Annotated in this window: 22 protein-coding genes and 1 other RNA gene; 17 read left to right on the top strand and 6 right to left on the bottom strand. The window is 60.1% G+C overall.

The genetic code is table 11. The features are described from left to right. The 6 genes from I8J29_RS29180 to ssuE form a co-directional block, all read left to right on the top strand. Positions 1 to 238 (top strand): DUF92 domain-containing protein (locus I8J29_RS29180; RefSeq protein ID WP_208850842.1); only part of this gene is annotated, 238 nt, incomplete at its 5' end. Positions 239 to 488: 250 nt separating this feature from the next. Then, positions 489 to 1205: an ABC transporter ATP-binding protein gene (locus tag I8J29_RS29175; RefSeq protein WP_338113313.1), complete on the top strand. Its 717-nt coding sequence runs from the start codon at positions 489 to 491 to the stop codon at positions 1203 to 1205. Further along, positions 1183 to 2229, top strand: coding sequence for an efflux RND transporter periplasmic adaptor subunit (locus tag I8J29_RS29170; protein ID WP_208850841.1), 1047 nt, complete (start codon positions 1183 to 1185; stop codon positions 2227 to 2229). The genes I8J29_RS29175 and I8J29_RS29170 overlap by 23 nt, the downstream gene beginning before the upstream one ends. Before the next feature lie 34 nt (positions 2230 to 2263). Then, positions 2264 to 5128 carry an ABC transporter permease gene (locus I8J29_RS29165; RefSeq protein ID WP_208850840.1) on the top strand — a complete coding sequence of 955 codons (2865 nt, stop codon included), beginning with the start codon at positions 2264 to 2266 and terminating at the stop codon, positions 5126 to 5128. A 3-nt stretch (positions 5129 to 5131) separates the two neighbouring features. Further along, positions 5132 to 6010 (top strand): ABC transporter ATP-binding protein, encoded by an 879-nt coding sequence (locus tag I8J29_RS29160; protein ID WP_090640930.1) that lies wholly within the window; start codon positions 5132 to 5134, stop codon positions 6008 to 6010. Positions 6011 to 6204: 194 nt separating this feature from the next. Next, positions 6205 to 6765: an NADPH-dependent FMN reductase gene (ssuE, locus tag I8J29_RS29155; protein WP_208850839.1), complete on the top strand. Its 561-nt coding sequence runs from the start codon at positions 6205 to 6207 to the stop codon at positions 6763 to 6765. Between the two features lie 113 nt (positions 6766 to 6878). On the opposite strand, the gene pepF is transcribed toward ssuE, so the two are convergent. The 3 genes from pepF to I8J29_RS29140 form a co-directional block, all read right to left on the bottom strand. Then, entirely contained in the window at positions 6879 to 8669 is a 1791-nt protein-coding gene (gene pepF / locus I8J29_RS29150; protein ID WP_208850838.1) for an oligoendopeptidase F, read from the bottom strand. Positions 8670 to 8855: 186 nt separating this feature from the next. Further along, on the bottom strand, positions 8856 to 9035 hold the full coding sequence (locus I8J29_RS29145; protein WP_208850837.1) for a hypothetical protein: 180 nt from the start codon (positions 9033 to 9035) through the stop codon (positions 8856 to 8858). 100 nt (positions 9036 to 9135) lie between these two features. Further along, positions 9136 to 9369, bottom strand: a complete 234-nt coding sequence (locus I8J29_RS29140) for a hypothetical protein (protein ID WP_208850836.1) — start codon at positions 9367 to 9369, stop codon at positions 9136 to 9138. Between the two features lie 204 nt (positions 9370 to 9573). Between I8J29_RS29140 and I8J29_RS29135 the strand changes: the two genes are divergently transcribed. The 7 genes from I8J29_RS29135 to I8J29_RS29105 all read left to right on the top strand — a co-directional run bounded on the left by I8J29_RS29135 (position 9574) and on the right by I8J29_RS29105 (position 14297). After that, a complete protein-coding gene (locus I8J29_RS29135; RefSeq protein ID WP_240546567.1) occupies positions 9574 to 10281 on the top strand; it encodes a methyltransferase domain-containing protein in 708 nt (235 codons plus the stop codon). Positions 10282 to 10357: 76 nt separating this feature from the next. Continuing rightward, entirely contained in the window at positions 10358 to 10555 is a 198-nt protein-coding gene (locus tag I8J29_RS29130) for a cold shock domain-containing protein (protein ID WP_090640936.1), read from the top strand. A gap of 269 nt (positions 10556 to 10824) precedes the next feature. Continuing rightward, on the top strand, positions 10825 to 11139 hold the full coding sequence (locus I8J29_RS29125; RefSeq protein ID WP_208850834.1) for a hypothetical protein: 315 nt from the start codon (positions 10825 to 10827) through the stop codon (positions 11137 to 11139). A 36-nt stretch (positions 11140 to 11175) separates the two neighbouring features. After that, positions 11176 to 12261: a tetraprenyl-beta-curcumene synthase family protein gene (locus tag I8J29_RS29120; RefSeq protein WP_208850833.1), complete on the top strand. Its 1086-nt coding sequence runs from the start codon at positions 11176 to 11178 to the stop codon at positions 12259 to 12261. Positions 12262 to 12301: 40 nt separating this feature from the next. After that, complete coding sequence (gene pfkA / locus I8J29_RS29115; RefSeq protein ID WP_090640940.1) at positions 12302 to 13270, top strand: 6-phosphofructokinase; 969 nt, start codon at positions 12302 to 12304, stop codon at positions 13268 to 13270. A 193-nt stretch (positions 13271 to 13463) separates the two neighbouring features. Next, positions 13464 to 13673 (top strand): DUF3906 family protein, encoded by a 210-nt coding sequence (locus I8J29_RS29110; RefSeq protein WP_208850832.1) that lies wholly within the window; start codon positions 13464 to 13466, stop codon positions 13671 to 13673. Between the two features lie 90 nt (positions 13674 to 13763). Continuing rightward, positions 13764 to 14297: an NADPH-dependent FMN reductase gene (locus I8J29_RS29105; RefSeq protein WP_208850831.1), complete on the top strand. Its 534-nt coding sequence runs from the start codon at positions 13764 to 13766 to the stop codon at positions 14295 to 14297. Between the two features lie 74 nt (positions 14298 to 14371). Here I8J29_RS29105 and I8J29_RS29100 read toward each other — a convergent pair whose 3' ends face one another. From I8J29_RS29100 to I8J29_RS29090, 3 genes are all read right to left on the bottom strand, one after another. Beyond that, complete coding sequence (locus tag I8J29_RS29100; protein WP_208850830.1) at positions 14372 to 15604, bottom strand: putative glycoside hydrolase; 1233 nt, start codon at positions 15602 to 15604, stop codon at positions 14372 to 14374. A gap of 191 nt (positions 15605 to 15795) precedes the next feature. Further along, positions 15796 to 15990, bottom strand: coding sequence for a hypothetical protein (locus I8J29_RS29095; RefSeq protein ID WP_090640946.1), 195 nt, complete (start codon positions 15988 to 15990; stop codon positions 15796 to 15798). 163 nt (positions 15991 to 16153) lie between these two features. Continuing rightward, positions 16154 to 16978, bottom strand: a complete 825-nt coding sequence (locus tag I8J29_RS29090) for a YitT family protein (protein WP_208850829.1) — start codon at positions 16976 to 16978, stop codon at positions 16154 to 16156. A 142-nt stretch (positions 16979 to 17120) separates the two neighbouring features. On the opposite strand from I8J29_RS29090, the gene cshA reads away from it, so the two are divergent. The 4 genes from cshA to I8J29_RS29070 all read left to right on the top strand — a co-directional run bounded on the left by cshA (position 17121) and on the right by I8J29_RS29070 (position 20590). Further along, a complete protein-coding gene (cshA, locus tag I8J29_RS29085; RefSeq protein ID WP_208850828.1) occupies positions 17121 to 18728 on the top strand; it encodes a degradosome RNA helicase CshA in 1608 nt (535 codons plus the stop codon). A gap of 340 nt (positions 18729 to 19068) precedes the next feature. After that, a complete protein-coding gene (locus tag I8J29_RS29080) occupies positions 19069 to 19869 on the top strand; it encodes a YesL family protein (RefSeq protein ID WP_208850827.1) in 801 nt (266 codons plus the stop codon). 48 nt (positions 19870 to 19917) lie between these two features. Further along, a non-coding RNA gene (gene ssrS / locus I8J29_RS29075) (6S RNA) lies at positions 19918 to 20100 on the top strand. 97 nt (positions 20101 to 20197) lie between these two features. Further along, positions 20198 to 20590: a DUF1499 domain-containing protein gene (locus I8J29_RS29070; RefSeq protein ID WP_090640953.1), complete on the top strand. Its 393-nt coding sequence runs from the start codon at positions 20198 to 20200 to the stop codon at positions 20588 to 20590. Positions 20591 to 20607: the final 17 nt, after the last annotated feature.

The raw sequence follows: 20607 nt of genomic DNA, 5'->3' as shown, positions 1-20607 counted from the left end.
GGCCGCCGCGGCCGCCGCGGGCACGGCCGGCGCCTTCGCCGATTCGGCGCTCGGCGCGACCGCGCAGGCGATGTACCGCTGCCGCGCCTGCGGCAGCGAGACGGAGCGCGCCGTGCATTGCGGCGCGCCGGCCGAGCGGATCCGCGGCTTCGCCTTCATGACCAACGACGCGGTCAACTTCGCGTCCTCGGCCGTCGCCGGCTTGCTGGCGTGGGCCATCGGCTGCGCCGTCGCCTGAGGCGTCGGCCGGAAGCGCGCCGCGCTTCCGGTTCAATCCGGGCCGAAGCAGCCCCTCGCTTTCCGGCTCGGCGCCCCGCGCGCGGCTCAAACCCCAATTCCCATCGTTTTACCCCCCTAAAAGTAAAAGGATGCCGGTTGACAGGGGGGACAATCCCCTAGTATCCTAACTCTGATAGAAAAAATTTACAAATAACTCTCTTGATGAAAGCGAATTCATAGGACAGACGCGGAAGGGGAATGACCGAATCGTGACGAATGTAGCGGCGGAATCGCCGATCTCGCAGCCTCTGCTCAAGGCCGTCAACGTCAAGAAGGTGTTCGGGCGCGGCGACAATGCTGTAACCGCTGTCAAAAATATCGATCTCGCGATCACACCGGGCTCCATGATCGCCCTCAAGGGGCGCTCCGGCTCCGGCAAGACGACGCTGCTCAATCTGCTGGCGGCGCTGGACCAGCCGACGGAAGGACAAGTCTATTACGACGGGCGAATCATCTCCGAGCTGCCGGAGAAGCAGCGGAGCACCTGGCGCCGGACGCATTTGGGCCTCGTATTTCAAGCCTTCGGGCTGATTCCGCTCATGTCGGCGTACGAGAACGTGGAGTTCGGGCTGCGCATCGCCGGCAGCGATCCCTCGCTGCACAAGGAGCGGGCGGAGCAGGCGCTGGATTGGGTCGGCATGAAGAGCCGGATGAAGCACCGGCCGCCGGAGCTCTCCGGCGGGGAGCAGCAGCGCGTGGCGATCGCGCGGGCGATCGCGCACCGGCCGGCGCTGCTGCTGGCGGACGAGCCGACCGCCGAGCTGGACAGCCGCATGGGGCTTCAGGTCATCAAAGTGTTTCGCGATCTCGTCGAGGACCTCGGCATGACGATCGTCATGACGACGCACGATCCCGGCATTATGGAAATTGTCGATCACGTCATTGCACTGGAGGATGGAGAGATTGTCGCAGAGCCAAACGCCTAATCGCCGACGCAAGCAGCTTGCCAAGCAAGCCGCCGTACTGATGTTCGCCGCCTCGCTGATGTCGGGCTGCTCCCTGCTGCCGACGCAGCAGACGACGCTGCAGCCGCCTTTGATCAAGCCGGCCGAGGAAAAGATCGACGCCGTCGACGTCAAGAAAGGCACGATCGAGAAATATTTCTCGGGCACGGCCGTGGTCGCGTCCAGCCATACGGTGCCGCTGTATTACAAAGAAAGCGGACGCCTGAAGACGCTTCACGTATCGCAGGGCGACGTCGTGAAAGCCGGCCAGCTGATCGCCGAGCTCGACCGGGGCGATCTGGACCTGCGCGTGCAGCTTCAGAAGCTGAACCTGGAGCGGGCCCGGATCACGCTGAACGCCGCCAAGCGCGACGGCATCGAGGGCACCGATCTTCGCTTGAAGCAAATCGACGTCGAACGCGAGCAGCTGACGCTCGATTCCATGCTGGATCAGCTGGAATCCGCCAAGCTGGTCGCGCCGATCGCCGGGGTCATCGCCTATGCGGACGCCAAGTCGTCGGGCGACGGCATCAACGGCTACACGCCGCTCGTGACGATCGCCGATCCGACGCAGACGCAGCTCGTCTATACGGCGGAGGATCCGAAGGTCATCTCCGGCATCGAACGCGAAATGCCGGTCGAAGTGACCGTGGACGGCAAGAAAACGACGGGCAAGGTGCTTCAAGCGCCGCTCGACGCGCCGCTCACCGGGAACAAGGACGTCGACGAGCGCAACACGAAGATGCTGTACGTCGGCGTGACGGACAAGTCCGCGAAGCTCGAGCTCGGCAAGTCGGTCGACATTCGCATCGGCCTCGAGAAGAAGACCGGCGTCATCGTCATTCCGCGCAGCGGGCTGCGGACGTATTTGGGCCGCACGTACGTGCAGGTGGCCGACGGCGACCGGCGCAAGGAGGTCGACGTGGAGCCGGGTCTCATGACCCAGACGGACGTCGAGATCGTGAAGGGATTGGACGAAGGCATGAAGGTCATTTTGAATAACTGATCCCGGCTTAGGCGAGAAGAGGTGAATCCATTCGATGGCATTATTGACGATGATCTTTCGGAAAATGGCCAAAAACCGCTGGCTGCAGCTGAACCTGTGGTTCGGGCTGACGCTGTGCGTCGCCTTGTTCAGCTCCATGCCGCTGTACTCGCACGCGATTCTGCAGCGCACGTTGTTCAAGGAGCTGCAGCAGCTGCAAAGCGACCAAAATATTTACCCGGGCTTGCTGCGGGCGGCGACGTCCGTCTCGGGCGGGCGTGAATTCGGCACGCAGCTGTCGCTGATCCGGAAGGCGGACCGTTACATGGCGGACGCTCCGAAGCGGATGGGATTGGACGTGCAGGCGTATATCGTCATGCGGGCCACCCAGTCGTTCAGGGTGCTGCCGGCGGACGCGACGGAGAAAGAAAAGAAAGAAATGACGGTGTCCGGCAGCTTCCGGACCGTTTCGGACCTCGAGAAGCGCGTGAAGGTCATCGACGGCCGCCTGCCGAACCCGAACCGGACGGACGGCGTGTACGAGGCCGTCGTCACGCAGAAGTTCATCATCGACCTGAAGCGGGACCTCGGCAGCGAGCTGGTGTACACGAACAAGGATACCGGCGCGACGGTGCGCATCATTCCGGTCGGCATCGTGGAAGCGAACGCGGCGAACGCTTACGACCAATTCAGCTTGGAGGGCAGTTCGTCGTTCTATATCCCGTTCGACGAGTTCAATCACGACTTCGTCGAGAACCCCGGTCCGCTGAAGCTGTCGCTGCTGAGCTGGCAGTATTCGCTCGATTATTCGCAGATGAACATCGACCGCATCGATACGTACGTGTCGCAGTTCAACGCGATCAATAATTATTTCAATACCCGCATCGGCATCGGGAACGCCGACATGCCGGCCAAGAATCCGATCGCCACCTACACGGAGAAGAAGGAAAAGCTGAACCTCATGCTCTGGTCGCTCTATTCGCCGGTCATGTTCATGCTCGCGTTCTATCTCTTCATGGCGGCCAATCTGATCATCGACCGGCAGAAGACGGAAATCTCCGTTCTGCGCAGCCGCGGCGCCAGCCGCCTGCAGATCATGACCGTGTTCCTGATCGAGAGCCTGCTGCTAGGGGCGCTGGCGCTCGCGGCGGGGCCGTTCGTCGGCGTGTTCTTCACGAAGATTCTCGGCGCGTCCAGCGGCTTCCTGGAATTCGTCCAGCGGGCTTCGCTCGACGTCGTCCTGAACAGCACGGCCTACAAAATCGCGGCCGCCGCGATCGGCGGTTCCATCGTGCTCATACTCATTCCGGCGCTTCTGGCGACGCGGGTCACGATCGTCGGGCACAAGCAGCGGATGGCGCGGCTCACGAAGCTGTCGTTCTGGCATCTGATCGGCGCGGACATCATCCTGCTCGTGGTCTCGGTCTACTTCCTGAGCCGGTTCAACAATCAATTGTCCAATTTGAAGGCGCTCGCGCTCGACCCGACCTCGATTCAGGTGGATCCGCTCATCTTCTTCATGCCGGCGCTGTTCTCGCTGGGCGCGGGGCTGCTCATTCTGCGCGTGTATCCGTGGTTCGTGAAGCTGGTGTTCTGGATCGGCCGCAAATGGTGGACGCCGGCGCTCTACTCCACGCTGCTGCAGATCAGCCGCTCTTCGTCGCAGTATTTGACCATCAAGGTATTCCTGATCATGACGGTCGCGACGGGCCTGTTCAGCGCGAACGCCGCCCGGACGATCAACGGCAACATGGAGGACCGGATCCAATACACGACCGGCTCCGACATCCAGCTGTCCGTGCATTGGGACAACGACAAGCCGCCGCCGGGACCGTCCGGCGCGCCGGGCCAGCCGCAGGAGGAAACGGCCGCGGCGCCGAAGGTCGTCACGTATACCGAGCCGTCGTTCATTACGATGACCGAGCTGGCCGGCGTGGACGCCGCCGCGCGCGTCTTCCGCAAGGACGACGCCAGCTTCTCCGCGGGCAGCCAGAGCGGAGCGGCGACGCTGTACGGCATCGATCCGTACGACTTCGGCCACGTGGCGTGGATGCGCGGCGGCCTGCTGCAGTATCCGCTCAACAGCTATTTGAATCTGCTCTCGACCAACCCGAAGGCGGTGCTCGTCTCGCGCTCGATGGCGAAGCAGTACGGCGTCAAGGCGGGCGACACGATCTCGGCGAAGTGGGAAGGGCTCGACGGCGCCGACTTCATCGTCTACGGCATCGTCGATTATTGGCCGGGCTGGAGCCCGCTGCCGGTCTCGGGCGACGCCGACGACCCGGAGGTCCGGCTGCCCAATCTCATCGTCGGCCAGCTGCCGTACATCCAGAACCATCTGGCGCTCGAGCCGTACGACGTCTGGATCAAGCTGAAGGAAGGAGCCGGCAGCAAGGTCATCTACGACGATCTGATCAAGAAGGACATTCCGATCGAGAAGCTCGTCGACGCGAACCAGCTGCTCATCCGGTCCAACAACGACCCGTTCCGCTTGGCGATCAACGGCGTCATGACGCTCGGCTTCGTCATCTCGATGCTGATCAGCTTCTTCGGCTTCCTGCTGTTCTGGGTGCTGACGCTGTCCGGCCGAACGCTGCAGTTCGGCATCCTGCGGGCGATGGGCATCTCGTTCCGGCAAATCATCGGCATGCTGCTGAGCGAGCAGGCCCTGACCTCGGCGGCGGCGATCCTCTTCGGCGTCGTGATCGGCAACACCGTCAGCAGCTTGTTCGTGCCGCTCTTCCAGCTGTCGTTCAACGCGACGGACCAGGTGCCGCCGTTCGAAATCGTGCGCCGGCTCAGCGATTACGCGCAGCTGTACGGCGTCGTCGGCCTCATGCTCGCGATCGGGCTGGCCGTGCTCGGCGTCCGGATCTCGCGCATGAAGATTACGCAAGCGCTGAAGCTAGGGGAGGAATAAGCGATGATCCATTGCGACGGGCTTGTGAAAATCTATAAGACCGACGATCTGGAGGTCGTCGCCCTTCAGGGCTTGGACCTGCACGTGGAAGCCGGCGAGCTGATGGCGATTATCGGCAACAGCGGCAGCGGCAAATCGACGCTGCTCAACATGCTCGGCGGACTCGACCGGCCGTCCGCGGGCAGGCTGGTCGTGGACGAGAAGGACCTGCTCAAATTCACGGAGCGCGACCTCGTCGCCTACAAGCGGGAGACGGTCGGCTTCGTCTGGCAGAACAACGCGCGGAACCTGATTCCGTACTTGACGGCCCTCGAGAACGTGGAGCTGCCGATGCTGCTCAAGGGCCGCTCCAAACGGATGCGGGCGCTGGAGCTGCTCGACGCCGTCGGCCTCGGCCACCGCATCAAGAACCGGCTGAGCGAGCTCTCGGGCGGCGAGCAGCAGCGCGTAGCCATCGCCATCGCGCTCTCCAATTCGCCGAAGCTGCTGCTTGCCGACGAACCGACCGGCTCGCTGGACACGCGGATGTCGAATCAGATCCTCGACCTGTTCCGCCAGTTGAACCGCAGCATCGGCATCACGATCGTCATCGTCACGCATGACCCGCTGCTCGCCCGGAAGGTGGACCGCGTCGTCGCGATCCGCGACGGGAAGACGTCCTCGGAGATCATCCGGCGCCAGTCGTACGCGGAGGAGCTGGCCGCGCTCGAGAACGGGGCGGCCCTCGAGGAAGAGAGCCACGTCGAATACGCCGTCATCGACAGGGCGGGACGGCTGCAAATTCCGTCCACCTACCTGCAGGCGGACGAATTTAAAGAGAAGAACAAAGTACGGGTCGAGAAAGAAGAAGGGCGGATCATCATCTACCCGCCGGAATCGTAAAGGACGCTTTAATCGTCCGTTGTCCTGCCAATCGTCATTGGTACGGCCGCTTCCCGATTCGCGCGGAAGCGGCCGTTTCCATGACGGCGGCCTAAGCCGGCCCACCGGCTTTCGATCAATTCATAGTTTACGGGTAGGAATTAGATGTGTATAATGAAGCCATTAACTTGCTCGACAAGGAGGAACCATTCCTTATGCCAAAAGCCATTATCATCTCCGGAAGCCCGAATCCGGTATCCCGTCTGAACGGCATTACGCTGTACGCGACCGAGAAGCTGACCTCGCTCGGCTGGGAGGTCGTCGACCTGCACGTTGCCTCGCTGCCCGCCGAAGACCTCATCGGCGCGCGCTTCGACAGCCCCGCGATCGCCGAGGCGAGCCGGCTCGTGGCGGAAGCCGACGCGGTCGTCATCGCGAGCCCCGTCTACAAAGCGTCGTATACGGGCGTGCTGAAGACGTTCCTCGATCTGCTGCCGCAGAAGGGGCTGACCGGCAAAATCGTGCTTCCGCTGTTCATCGGCGGCACGATCGCCCATCTGCTTGCGATCGACTTCGCGCTGAAGCCGCTGCTGTCGGCGCTCTACGCGCAGCATGTGGAAACCGGCGTCTACGCGGTCGACTCGCAAATCTTGAAGACCGACGACGGCGGCTACATCCTCGAAGAAGAACTCGCGCAGCGGCTGAACGCCGCGGTCGCGTCGCTCGTCGAAACGACGCTGCTGCTGAAGGCGCCGACCGGCACGCTGAACGGCTGAAGCGCAGACGGCCGAACTCCCGCGGCATTCCAACGCCTGAAAAACACCGAAAAAAGCAGCGGCACTCCCGGACCCTAGGTCCGGAATGCCGCTGCTTTTGCGTGCAGGGGACGTTATTTCGTCAGCTGCTCCATTTGCTCGATCAGGCTTTCGAAGACGCTCATCGCTTCCTCGATCGGCTGCGGCGACGACATGTCGACGCCGGCCTTCTTCAGAATGTTGATGGAATAGTCGCTGCCGCCGCTCTGCAGGAAGCCGAGGTAGCGTTCGACCGCCGGCGCGCCTTCCTCGAGGATCTGCTTCGAGAAGCTCGTCGCGGCGGAGAAGCCCGTCGCGTACTTGAAGACGTAGAAGCTCGTATAGAAATGCGGGATGCGCGCCCATTCCATTTCGATATCCTTGTCGATGACCATGCCGTCGCCGTAGTACAGCTTGTTGAGGTCGTAGTAGATTTTGCTGAAGTCCTGCGGCGTCAAGGACTCGCCGCTTTCCGCGCGCTCGTGGATGATCTTCTCGAACTCCGCGAACATCGTCTGGCGGAACACCGTCGTGCGGAACTGGTCCGCGTAGTAGGTGAGGAGGTACATTTTCTCCTTCGGATCGGTCGACTTCTTCAGCATGTAGTCCATCAGCAGGGCTTCGTTCAGCGTCGAAGCGACCTCGGCCAAGAAGATCGTGTACTGCGCGTCGCGATAATCCTGGTTCGTATCGGAGTAGTACGAGTGGAGCGCGTGCCCCATTTCGTGCGTCAGCGTGAACATGCTGTTCAGGTTGTCCTTGTGGTTCAGCAGGACGTACGGGTGGGTGCCGTAAGCGCCCCAGCTGTACGCGCCGGACCGTTTGCCTTCGTTCTCGTAGACGTCGATCCAGCTCTTGTCGAAGCCGTCCTGCAGCACGTTCAAGTAGTCCTCGCCGAGCGGCTTCAGGCTGTCTTTGACCGTCGCTTTGGCCTGCTCGTACGTGATGTCCATTTTGAACTCGTCCACGAGCGGGGCGAAGAGGTCGTACATGTGCAGCTCGTCGACCTTCAGCAGCTTCTTTCGCAGCTCCATGTACCGGTGCATGAGCGGAAGGTGCTTATGGATCGTCCCGATGAGGTTCGTGTAGACTTCCTTCGGAATATTGTCGCCGTACAGCGACATTTCGAGCGCGGACGGATACTTGCGGGCGCGCGCGTAGAAAATGTTTTTCGTCACGTTCGCGTTCAGCGTGGAGGCGATCGTGTTTTTCAGCTTGCCGTACGTCTCGTACATCGCCTTGAAGGCGCCCTCGCGCACTTCGCGGTTCTTGCTCTCCAGGAACTGTATGTAGCGGCCTTGGGTGAGCTCGATCTCTTCGCCGTTCTCGTCCCTTACCTTCGGGAATTTGAGGTCGGCGTTGTTCAGCATGCTGAAAATCGTGCCCGGCGCCTGGCTGATGTTGCCGACCTGCGCAAGCAGCGCTTCCTCCGACTTGGAGAGGACGTGCGCCTTTTGCCGGCGCATCTCTTCCAGCGTCTGGCGGTATTTCGCCAGGTCCGGATTCTCGATCATCGCGTTCAGCGCTTCATCGGAGAGGCTCAGCACCTCCGGCGTGACGAAGGACAGCGCTTCGCCCGTTTCGACGCTCAGCTTCTTCGACTTCTCCGACAGCGCCTGGAAGTTCGGCTCGGCGGTGTCTTCGTGATGCTTCATATTGGCGTACACGTAGAGGCGCTCGACCTTCAGCGACAGGTCGTCTTCGAGCTGGAAGCAGGCCTTCAGCCGGGCCGGATCGGACAGCTTGCCCTGGTACGCTTCGACGCCCTTCATTTGCTCCTTCGCTTGCGCGTATTCCTTGTCCCATGCGGATTGGTCCGCGAATAAGTCCTCGAGCCTCCAGCGGTGTTCGGGTGCGGTTTCGGAACGCTTTGGTACGTGGTTCATAGGAACTCTCCTCGCCTTCGTGTGGGATGGTGAATCGGTTGAATCGGCATAGGATGCTTGCGGAAGCAAGCTGTCCCCGCTGCCCTGCAGCAGCGAGAACGACAGGACGATCGGCAGCCATTTCACGCCGGAGGTCACGCTCCTTTGACAGAATGTGCCTCTTAGTTTGACCCGGCCGCCTCTGCGTTATGTTCCCATCGTGGCAAAACTGTAAACGATTAGAAAAAAAGCAAAGGCGATAAAGACGATGGCCGCGATGGCTAGCCCTCTGCGCAAGTTCGCGGGAACGTTGTTCCGCTGCATGATCAGAATGCCGCCCAGCGAAAAAGCCGCGATGATGAAAATAATCGTCGATGTCGTATCCACCTGACTTTGAGCTCCCCTCCGCACAACCTATGCAAATTTACATACGGTTATGTTCGCTAAACGGGCATCATTTTCCTCCCGGACGGCCCGGAAGTTCGGGCTAAATCGAACGGAATCCGTCGAGAATGGCATCGCGCTCCGCTTCCCGTCCCGTGAAGTCCTCCGGACGGAAGCGGTTCTCCGCCCAGTGCAGCATTTCCGGGCGGCTCACGAACGTATGGCATTCCTCGCCCCATTGGTCGGAGATTTCCCGGACGATCAGCGTCTTGCCCTGCACCTCGACGTTGAGCATGTTGTATTTATCGGTTTTATAAATTTGCACCTTCTTGAACATCAGGACCATCCCTTCATATAAAGCGCTTAGTATCTTCCCATGATAGCCAATTTCAGGGGTAGAAATCAAATGCCGCGCATGCTAAAATATGGCGGCCGGGCGCATGGCTGCGGCATTTCGCAGGCTGGAGCGACGCGGGCCGACGCAAGCAGGAAGAGTCGAGAATAGTCGAGACGAGAAGAGACGAGGAGAGATGAGATGAGCATGAATACGAAACAAGGGTACGAGCAAATCGGCGTGGCCGTGACGTGCCGCGGCTTCGAAGAGTACGCGCGGATGTTCGGCGCGGACCTGCGCGGGCCGGCCGCCGGCCGCGTGCTGGACATCGCCGGAGGCGCGTCCTCGTTTACCGCGGACGCGGAGGCGGCCGGCATCGACGCCTATGCCGCGGATCCCCGTTACGCGCTGGAGAGCGAAGCGCTGGTGAGGGAAGCGGAGGGCGAAATCGCCGTCTCGGCGGCGAAGCTGGAGAAGCTGCGGGACCGGTACGACTTCAGCTATTACGGGAGCTTGGACCGGCACCGGGCGGGCCGGGAAGCGTCGCTGAGGCGCTTTGCCGCTCACTACGGCGATCCGGTCAAGCGGGCCGAGCGGTATGCGGCCGCGAGCCTGCCGCGTCTGCCATACGCCGACGGGCGGTTCGATCTCGTGCTGTGCAGCCATTTTCTGTTTCTGTACGAAGATCAGTTCGACGAACGGTTCCACCGCGAAGCCGTGCTCGAGATGATGCGCGTCTGCAAGCGGGGCGGAGCCGTCCGGATCTATCCGATCGTATCGCTTCGGTGGACGCCTTATGCCCATATGGACGCGCTTCTGGACGCCGTTCGCGAGGCGGGCGGAACCCCGGGCTTCTATGCGTCCGAGCTTCCTTTCATTCCAGGATCAGAGCTTGGTCTTTTTGTCAACCTTTAATTGCAAATTTCTCCCACTAGGTATATAATGGAGGAAGCCGCCGCTTAACGGCGCTCATTTTTAGGAGGTTGTTACATTGAAAGGAACAGTGAAGTGGTTTAACGCAGAGAAAGGCTACGGCTTCATTCAAGTTGAAAACGGAGAAGACGTGTTCGTTCACTACTCCGCGATTCAAGGCGAAGGCTTCAAGTCTTTGGACGAAGGCCAATCCGTCGAGTTCGATATCACGCAAGGCAACCGCGGACCTCAAGCCGCTAACGTTATCAAATTGTAAGATGGCTGCTTCCTCCGGAAGCTTCTTATAATGGAGTAATGGAACAGAATATCGACCTGACGTTTTACCCGACAGCGATGTCGGGTTTTTTTCATTCGTTTTCCTTCTCCGCGCTAGAATCTCCGCAGCGCGATGATACCGGATACATGGCCGGCGCCGCGTAGGTCCGCCGCCTGCGGGACGTAGGCCGTTTTTCATAGGGGGAACAAGTTTTCGCGCTGGATTTACACTCTATGAAATGGTACATTAGTGGATGGAGGTTTTGAGACGTGAACCGTTACTTTGCATGGGACGACCGGCTCGGAATCCCGCTGCCGGCGCTTCGTCTGGCATGGGAGCAGTACGGCGAAGCGGAACGGACGTCGATCGTCACGCAGTGGGAAATCATCCGCGGGACGATTCCGGACCGGGTCATGGCATTCGAACGCGTCATCAACGCCAAGCAGACGGAGCTGTTCGAGGAGGAAGACTTCGAACGTTCCTGCGGCATCAATGCCGATATTGCGGAGCTGGCCAGCCGGATCAACGATCTGCACATCTGGTACCGCATTAACCAAGACATCGAAAACAAGCGCCATTCCTGAAGCAGCGGAGTGGATCAAAGGAGGGCGCACCCACGAATGAACCTGTCAGCACAGACCCGCCAAGTGCCGAAGACTCCCGTTACCCTCATGTACAGGGTATACAAATACGTGTTGCCGGAAGTGCGCGCGGAATTGGCTCGGCTGCGCGTCATCGCGGAGCGCATTCCGGACGACGAACTGCGCGTGCAGGCGTTAGCGAGCATGACGAGCAAGCAGTTTCACTGCGAAGGCGGCGGCATCTACGCCGCCGCGAATTTGAACAGCCGCCATATTCTCGTCCCCCTGATCGTCTGCTTGCAGACGATCAGCGACTACCTGGACAATTTGTGCGATAGAAGCACGTCGCTCGATGCCGACGATTTCCGGCTGCTGCATCAATCCATGCTGGATGCCGTCGATCCGGTGGCGCCGCTGCGGGACTATTACGCGCTGCGGGCGGAACGGGAGGACGGCGGGTATTTGCACGAGCTCGTCTCGACCTGCCAGGCGTGCGTGAGGCAATTGCCGTCCTATGCGTCCGTGCAGCCGCACGTGACGGAGCTGGTCGGCTTGTACGGGGACCTGCAGGTCTACAAGCACATCGCCAAAGAATTGCGCGAACCGGCTCTGCTCGCCTGGTGGGAGGCTCACCGGCACCGGGTGCCGCATCTGCAGTGGAACGAATTCGCGGCCGCGACCGGCTCCACGCTCGGCATGTTCATGCTGTTCCTCGCGGCGTCGGACGAGGCCTGCACGCCGGAGGACGCGCTGCGCATCCGGGACGCTTATTTTCCGCACGTGTGCGGCCTTCACATCATGCTCGATTACTTGATTGATCAGGAGGAAGATCGAATCGGCGGCGATTTGAACTTCTGCAATTATTATACGAATCAAAGCCAGCTTACGGAGCGGATCGGCCTGATCGTCGAGAACGCCCGCAAGGACGTCACGAGACTCCCGGTTCCGCGGTTTCACCGCATGGTCATCGAAGGGCTGATCGCTCTGTACCTGTCCGACCCGAAGGTGAGCGGACAGCAGGACGTGCGGCTCGTCTCGCGGCGCCTGATGCGCAGAAGCCCGCTGACGCGGCTGTTCTTCTGGGGGAACAGCGTCGTCATCCGCAAGCGGCAATCTTCAAACTGAATCAATGCAAACCGAGATACACCATAGAGGAGTGAGTAGAATGTCAGCAGTTAAATCGATTGCCGTTCTTACCAGTGGCGGAGATTCGCAAGGCATGAACGCCGCCGTGCGCGCCGTCGTCCGCAGCGCCCTGTACCACGGCCTGGAAGTGTACGGCGTGCAGCGCGGGTATCAAGGGCTGCTTAACAACGACCTGCGTCAAATGGACCTCCGCAGCGTGGGCGACATCATCCAGCGCGGCGGCACCATTCTCCAAACGGCGCGCTGCAAGGAATTCCTGACGCCGGAAGGCCAGCAGAAGGGCGCGGAAGTGCTGCGCGAGCGCGGCATCGACGGACTGGTCGTCATCGGCGGCGACGGCTCGTACCAAGGCGCGAACAAGCTGTCCAAGCTCGGGATCAAAACGATGGGCTTGCCGGGCACGATCGACAACGACATCCCGTTCACGGACTATACGATCGGCTTCGATACGGCCGTCAGCATCGTCGTCGACGCGATCAACAAGCTGCGCGACACGATGACGTCGCACGAGCGCTCGTCCATCGTCGAAGTCATGGGCCGCCATTGCGGGGACATCGCGCTGTACGCGGGCCTCGCGAGCGGCGCGGAGACGATCATCGTGCCGGAAGTGCCGTACGATCTCGACATGGTCGCGAACCGGATGAAGGAGAATTTCGCCTCCGGCAAGCGCCACAGCATCATCGTCGTCGCGGAAGGCGCCGGCACGGGCGAGGAGATCGGCCACGGCATCATGACGCGCTGCGGCATGGAGCCGCGCGTAACGGTGCTCGGGCATATTCAGCGCGGCGGTTCGCCGACGCACAACGACCGGATTTTGGCGAGCCAGCTCGGCGACTTCGCGGTGCGCAAGCTGATGGAAGGCGATTCCGGCAAAGCGTGCGGCATCATCAACAACGAGCTCGTCGTCACGGACATCGACCGGGTCGTCAACACGAAGAAGCCGTTCAACATGGAGCTCTACAACCTGGCGCTGCGCCTGTCGCAATGACGGCAAGCGTCCGGGTCCGCAAGCCTTAGCATCGCCTGCGTATCGGCCCGGACAGGCCGGCAGGAGGCGGCTAAGGCTTTCGTTTTGCCATGCGGAACGACGATGGGCTTTGGCATGCCGCATCGTGGTCAGTCCGCAGCGCCATATTTCAGAGATGATCTCATCCATACGAAGCGCAAGGGAGCGTGCCGACATGTTTTTGTACAAAATCGAAATCGAGCTGGAGGACGAAACGGGCCATCTGATCCTCCTCGCCGAGACGGACGAGAAGGCCTTCGCCGAGGTGGAAGGCCAGCTGGAGCGCCACTACGTGAAGAAGCCGGCGCTGAAATCCGCGGCCATCGTCGAGAAGAAGCGGACGTCGGCGGGCAGCGGCTATTTCATTCCGCATCAGCCGCTGTAGGCAACTGTCCGTCTTGGGCGATTTTCTCTTGACCGGAATTACTTTCCATACTATCATGTATGTAAAGTTGGATGGATGGAGGGATTGAGCATGCGCATTGCCATTCTTGTCGGCGCGACCCGCCGCGAATCGACAACCGCCTTGATCTTGAATTATATCGCGAACGTCATCGGGAACGAGGGCCATGAAGCGGCCGTATTCGACCTGCGCGAGAAGCCGCTGCCGCTGTATAACGACGATGACGAGGAGATTCATCCGCATACGTCGGAGCTGATGGATCTGGTACTGCACGCCGACGCCGTCGTGATCGGCTCTCCCGAATACCACGGCAGCGTCACCGGCGTGCTGAAGAATGCGCTGGACTATCTCGGCGGCGATCATTTCGGCGACAAAGCGGTGCTGTCCGTCAGCTCCGCCGGCGGCGCGGTCGGCGTGAGCTCGCTGCAGCATATGCAGACGATCGTCCGCAACCTGCACGGCATCAACTCGCCGGAGTGGATCTCTGTCGGCGGCGCGCAGCGCCAATTCAGTCCCGACGGCGCGCCGGAATCGCCCGACGTCCAGAAGCGGGTGCACCGCGCGGTTTCGTCTTTTCTGCGTCTCGCCGCGAAGCTGCGGGGATAGTGAACGCAAAAACGCTCTGCAAGTCCGGATACGGAGCATGCTTCCGTTTCCCGGCTCGCAGAGCGTTTTCGGTTTTAATAGGCCGCGTCCGCCGTATAGCGGTTGTTCGCGTTCCACAGCAGGTATTCGCCGACGCCCGATTCCCGCAGCGCCTTGATCTGCGCGTCGACTTGGGCTTTGCCGTAGGGGATATAATGGCCCTTGCCCAGCCAGCTTGCCGTGAAGTCTTGGATCCACGGCCGAATGACGGGCTGGTAGGAGCCGAGCGGATCGAGCTTCTTGTGCGTGTCCTTCATCGCGCCTTTAATCGTGGCGTAAGGGCTCGTGTCGGGATCCTTCACGCCGAACCAGCCCGTGCCGTAGTGGCTCGGATAGATCATGGGCGAGATGACGTCCACGTTTTTGGAAATTTTCACGAAGTCTTGGCCGATTCCTTCGGCGGCCGGCACGGAAGCGGCGTAGCCGAAGATGTCGACGGACACCCGTACGCCGAGCGGCTCGAGCTGCGCTTTCGCGTATTTCACGAACGCCGCGATCGTATCGACGCGCGAGTCCTTCGTCTTGTCGAAGACGAGCGAATCGGCCTTCTTCTCGAACCCTTCCGGGAACCGGACGTAGTCGAACTGGATCTCCTTGAAGCCCATCTTGGCCGCTTCCTTGGCTACCGCGATATTATAGTCCCACACTTCCTTGCGGTAGGCGTTCACGAAGCTGTCGCCTTTGCCGTTGGACCACACGGAGCCGTCCTTGCGCCGAAACGACAGCTCGGGATGCTGCTTCGCCAGCACCGTATCCTTGAACACGACGATCCGGCCGATGGGGTAGACGCCGTGCTGCTTCAGCTTGGCCATGAGCGCCGGCAGGTCGCGAATGAATTTTTGCGGCTTGCCGTATTTCAGCAGGTCCGGGTTCGTCGTCGGGTACGTAATGTAGCCGGAATCGTCCTTGACGTCGATGACCATGCTGTTCAGCTCCGTGCCGTCGAGCAGCTTGAGGAGCGAGTCGAGCCGCGACCCGCCGGCGCTGTACGCGGTGACGTAGATGCCTTTGACTTTCGGCGCGCCGGGCTGGGGATCGTGCTTGACGAGACCGGCGCCGGCGTCCCCGGCGGTCTCGTGCTTTCCAGGCGGCCCGGCGTCCGGCGTCTTGCCCGGCTGCGCGGCCAATCCGGGCTGCAGCTGCGCGGCTTGCGCGATCAGGAGCTTCGCCGCGAGCCGCTCCGCCGAAGCGGATTCCGTTCCTCCGCCCCCGGACGTCCCCGTCCATACATGGAGCAATAACAATAAGGCCGATACGATCGCGTCCATCGCATTCTCTCCCCGCCAAACAGTGTCACTTCGATTATAAGGCAGCCGCGGAAGGCGGCACAGAGGTATTTCGTACGAACTTTGACGCGGCCGCGAAACGAAGCGCGAATGCCTCCTTACTGATGTATTTAAACAAAAAAAGAACGAGAACAACGCGTTGTTCTCGTTCCGGTTTATGGGTAGCAGTCCATTTAGTGCAGGAGCACTTCTTTCTGGTGCTCGCATATGCTGTGCTGCACGATTTCCATCGCGTCTTCCGGTTCCAGCCAAGCCAATCCGTCCCGCAGCACGATATTCAGGTTCAATTCCCGCTCCGTGAGGAAAGGCACTAATTCCGGCGCTAATTTCTCCACAATCTGTACGAGCCTGACCGTTTCCATATCCATGAAGCATCACCCTTTCATCGTAATGGAGGGTAAAACGTATGGCACGAAACTTTGTTGTACGACGGGATAGCCTTATTATAACAGTCGGGGTTTGAAAAACCTAGTGCTCTTACAAAAATCCATGTTTGTCTCGGCTGCCGCGGCGGGTATAGGCAAGAGTGGGCTACACCGTCGGCTTGCGGAATTCGCCAAGGACGGCGACCGTCTCGACGATATTGACGAACGCTCTGGGATCGGTCGCGGCGATGATTTTGCGCAGCTCGCTAAGCTCGTAGCGGGTGGTGACCGTCATGAGCATGTCCTTCTCTTCGTTCGTGTAACCGCCGCGGGTCCGGATGACCGTGACGCCGCGATAGAGCGGGATAAGCGACTCGCGCATCGCTTCCGTCCGCGACGTGACGATGAAGGCCGTCATTTTGACGTGGTTGATGTGGATCAGATCGATGATCTTCCCGGAGGTGAAGATGGAGAGCAGGGAGAAGAGCGCGACGTCCCAGTTCTTCGTCATCAGTCCGAGGGCGCCGATCACGGAGCCGTTCATCACGAAGATGAGCATGCCGATGGAGATGTCCCGCTTGCGCGTCACGATGGCCGCGACGACGTCGAAGCCGCCGGAGGAGGAGCCGGAGCGAAGCGCGAGCCCGCTGCCGAAGCCGACGACGACGCCGCCGAACACGGCGCCGAGCATGATGTCGGAGACAAGCGGCTTTTGCGGCACGAGCTGCAAAAACAGCGTCGTCGCCGCGACGGACACGAGGCTCCAGCCGACGAAGCGGAGGCCCAGCTCGCGCCAGCCCCAGACTAGAATGGGAACGTTCAGAATAAAATAGAGCCAGCCGATATTGAGGCCGGTCGCGTAGCCCGCGATCATCGTGATGCCGGAAACGCCGCCGCTGATCATCCTGTGGGGAATCAGCAGCTGGTTGAAGCCGAAGGCGATCAGCAGCGCGCTGAGCAGCGTCGCGGCTGCGGTTCTGGACGCTTTCATTGACAGTCGCCACCTCGAATGTTTCATGCTGGAATAACATTTAGTATGTGCCTTCCGCCTTTGCTGGTATTCTGAAACCCAACTGTGTTATAATGAACTGTATATTTTCTGTAGGATGCAGATAGAAGGAGATTGAAACAGTTTGAAAACATTCGCTGAATTCGGCCTGGAGCCCAAAGTGCTCCAAGCTATTACGGAGCTTGGATTCGAGGAATCGACCCCGATTCAATCCAAAGCCATTCCAATCGCGCTTACCGGATCCGATCTGATCGGTCAAGCACAGACGGGCACGGGGAAGACGGCAGCCTTCGGGATCCCGCTCGTCAACAAAATCCCGGTCACGGAAGACCGCATCGTCGCGCTCATCATGACGCCGACCCGCGAGCTTGCGATTCAAGTATCGGAAGAAATCGGCAAGCTGACCCGCTACAAAGGCTTGCGTTCGCTGCCTATCTATGGCGGACAAGAGATCGGCAGACAGATCCGCGCGTTGAAAAAGAGACCGCAAATCATTATCGGAACGCCCGGCCGGTTGCTCGACCACATCAACCGGAAGACGATTCGTCTCGACGACGTCCAAACGGTCATTCTGGACGAAGCGGACGAAATGCTCGACATGGGCTTCATGGAAGATATTACGTCCATTCTTTCCTTGGTACCGGAAGACCGCCAAACGATGCTGTTCTCGGCCACGATGCCGCCGAACATCCGCAGACTGGCGGATCAGTTCCTGAAGGATCCGCAGCATGTGTCGGTCATCCCGACGCAGGTGAGCGCGCCGACGATCGACCAGGCGTATATCGAAGTGCACGAGCGCCAAAAGTTCGATGCGCTGAGCCGCCTGCTCGACATGGAATCCCCTGAGCTCGCCATCATCTTCGGCCGTACGAAGCGCCGCGTCGACGAGCTGAGCGAAGCGCTGCAGAAGCGCGGTTATTCCGCGGACGGGCTGCACGGCGACCTGTCGCAGAACCAGCGCGACGCCGTCATGCGCAAATTCCGCGACGGCAGCATCGACGTGCTCGTGGCAACGGACGTTGCGGCGCGCGGTCTCGACGTCTCGGGCGTATCCCACGTTATCAACTTCGACCTGCCGCAGGATCCGGAGAGCTACGTCCACCGTATCGGCCGTACCGGCCGCGCGGGCAAAGAAGGCACGGCGTGGTCGTTCGTAACGCCGCGCGAGCTGGACCACATGCACTTCATCGAGAAAGTAACGCGCCACAAAATCGCCAAGAAGCCGCTGCCGAGCATCGCGGAAGCGATCGAAGGCAAGCAGCGCGTAACGGCGGAACGCATTCTCGAAGCGATGGACGGCGAGTCCGTCCACGAGTTCAAGGCGATTGCCATCCAATTGCTGGAGCAGTACGATTCCGTCAACCTGCTCGCGGCGGCGATCAAATTGATCACGGGCGAGAAGAAAGACGTGAACATCGAGCTGACGCCTGAGGATCCGATCCGCGCGAAGAAACGCAGACCGGACGTGCGCACGAGCGGACGCCGCTTCTCCGGCGGTCCGTTCGGCGGCGGCAACCGTTCCGGCAGCGGCCCGCGCGGCCGCGGCGAAGGCGGCGGCTACGGCGGCGGCAACCGGGGCGGCTACGGCGGCAACCGCGGTTCGAACAGCGGCAGCGGCGGCGGGTATAACCGCGATCGCGACCGTGATGGCGGCGGCGGTGGCGGCTACAGAGGCCGCGGCGAAGGGCGCTCCGACGCGCCGCGCCGTCCGCGTCCGTCCGCAGACGAATAGAACGTTATTGAACGTGACCGGGGCTTCCGTTTACCGAGCAATCGGATGAGCGGAGGCCCTTTTCTTTAACCGGATCCTCGGCGCCGATACGGCGTTCGACGACTCTTTGCGCGCAATCGCGGGGATGACCCGACCGATCGGCGGAAATGCCGTCAGCGGCAAGCTGAGCGGTCTAGAGAGCGAGCGGAACGGACGCGGCGCAGGCACGTATGAAGGGATATAGCCATAACTGCGGTACGCGGCGCGGATTCCCGAAAATGGACGTTGGCTTTATCCGGCCGCCTATATTATAGTTATCGTAGGACGAAATGAAATCGCTTGCTAGGAGGATTCGGCAGTCATGGAAATGAAAGGCATGATGGGCGGGTTTTACAAAATTTCAGAGTGGATCATGCGATTATCGGTCACGAATATCCTGTGGCTCATCTGCTCGATTCCGTTCGTGTTCGTGTTGCTTCCGATCCTGTTCGCGGAAACGACCGACCAGGTTACATCCAATCTCATTATCGCGGCGGTTATCGCGCCGTTCACGCTCTTTCCGGCAACGGCCGCGCTGTTCGGCGTCGCGCGCAAATGGGTGATGGGCGAAGTCGACGCGCCGCTCCTGCGGACTTTCTTCAAAAATTATAAAGAGAGCTATGTCCAAGCCATGCTCGGCGGCATCCTGTATGCCGTGCTGTTCGCGATTCTGATCGTGGACTTCCGGGTCTATCTCGTCAAGCTCGGATCGATGGGCATCGTCTCGTATTTGTTCGTGGCGCTGATCGTCCTGGTCGGCGTGTCGCTGCTCAACTTCTTCTCGATGCTGGTGCACTATCACATGAAGACGCTCCAGCTGCTGAAGAACGCGCTGCTCATCACGATCGGGCGCCCGCTTCGCTCGCTTTCGACGGTCGTCATGTGCGGGGTCGTGCTCTTCATCAGCTTCAGCTCGCCGAAATTGATGTTCCTGGTTCCGTTCTTCACGATGAGCCTCGTGGGCGTCATCGCGTTCTGGAACTTCTACGGCATCTACACGAAGCTGCAAATGCAAGCGGAGAAAGCGGCGGAGGCAGAAGCCGAGGAAGAACGCAAACGGCTGGAGGAAGACGCGGCCATCATGCTGCCGAACACGGAGGATGGCCGCACGACCATTAAATAACGGCGCGCGTCACGTTTACTTTTGCGCCGGAACGGTCTATAATAGCAATACATCCTGCGATGTGCGTTACGGCTATACACTTGTTTTGAACCAATGGCTGTTTTTAGGGAGACTAATATCGAAACGCGGCTGACAAGCCCTCGAAAGGGGATCTCAAAAACGTTTCTGCGGCCACCCACCTGCGAGAGCGGGTTCAGAAACAAGCTAGCCGGACGGCATGGCGGGTTACTCACGAAACGAAAAGGGGGCAACCCCTTTTTTTTATGTCGCAAATTGTGCTATGATAGCTCTTAGCGTACATAGAAGACGTTGGAGGGGGAGATTGCCTTTGTTGAAGCGGACCCTTATCGGGTTGCTGCGCAGTCACGAACTGACTGGCGATAAAGCGAAAGATCCGTTGCTGAAATCCCATTATTACAAGCTATCTCGAGAAAAAGCGTGGGAAGAAGTCGTCTCCACACTCAAAAAAATGCAAGGCTACCGGCTGCTGCACGAAGTACAGTCCGTCGGCGAAATCGTGCTGGAGAAGCGCACGATGACCGGCCGAACGATGGATATTACCGTATCCGTCATCAACATCAATCCCGTGACGTCCGCGGTCGACATCTATTCCGCGTCGCGCGGCTCCTTTGGCGACCTAGGGTCTAATTACCGTACGATTCTCGATATTTACCGAACGCTCGATAAGAAGCTGGCTCAATACAAAACATCCAGCATATAAATAAACGGGAAAAAGCG

It is taken from the genome of Paenibacillus artemisiicola, from assembly GCF_017652985.1.
Classification (GTDB): domain Bacteria; phylum Bacillota; class Bacilli; order Paenibacillales; family Paenibacillaceae; genus Paenibacillus_Z; species Paenibacillus_Z artemisiicola.
This window is presented reverse-complemented; position numbering and strand designations above follow the sequence as displayed.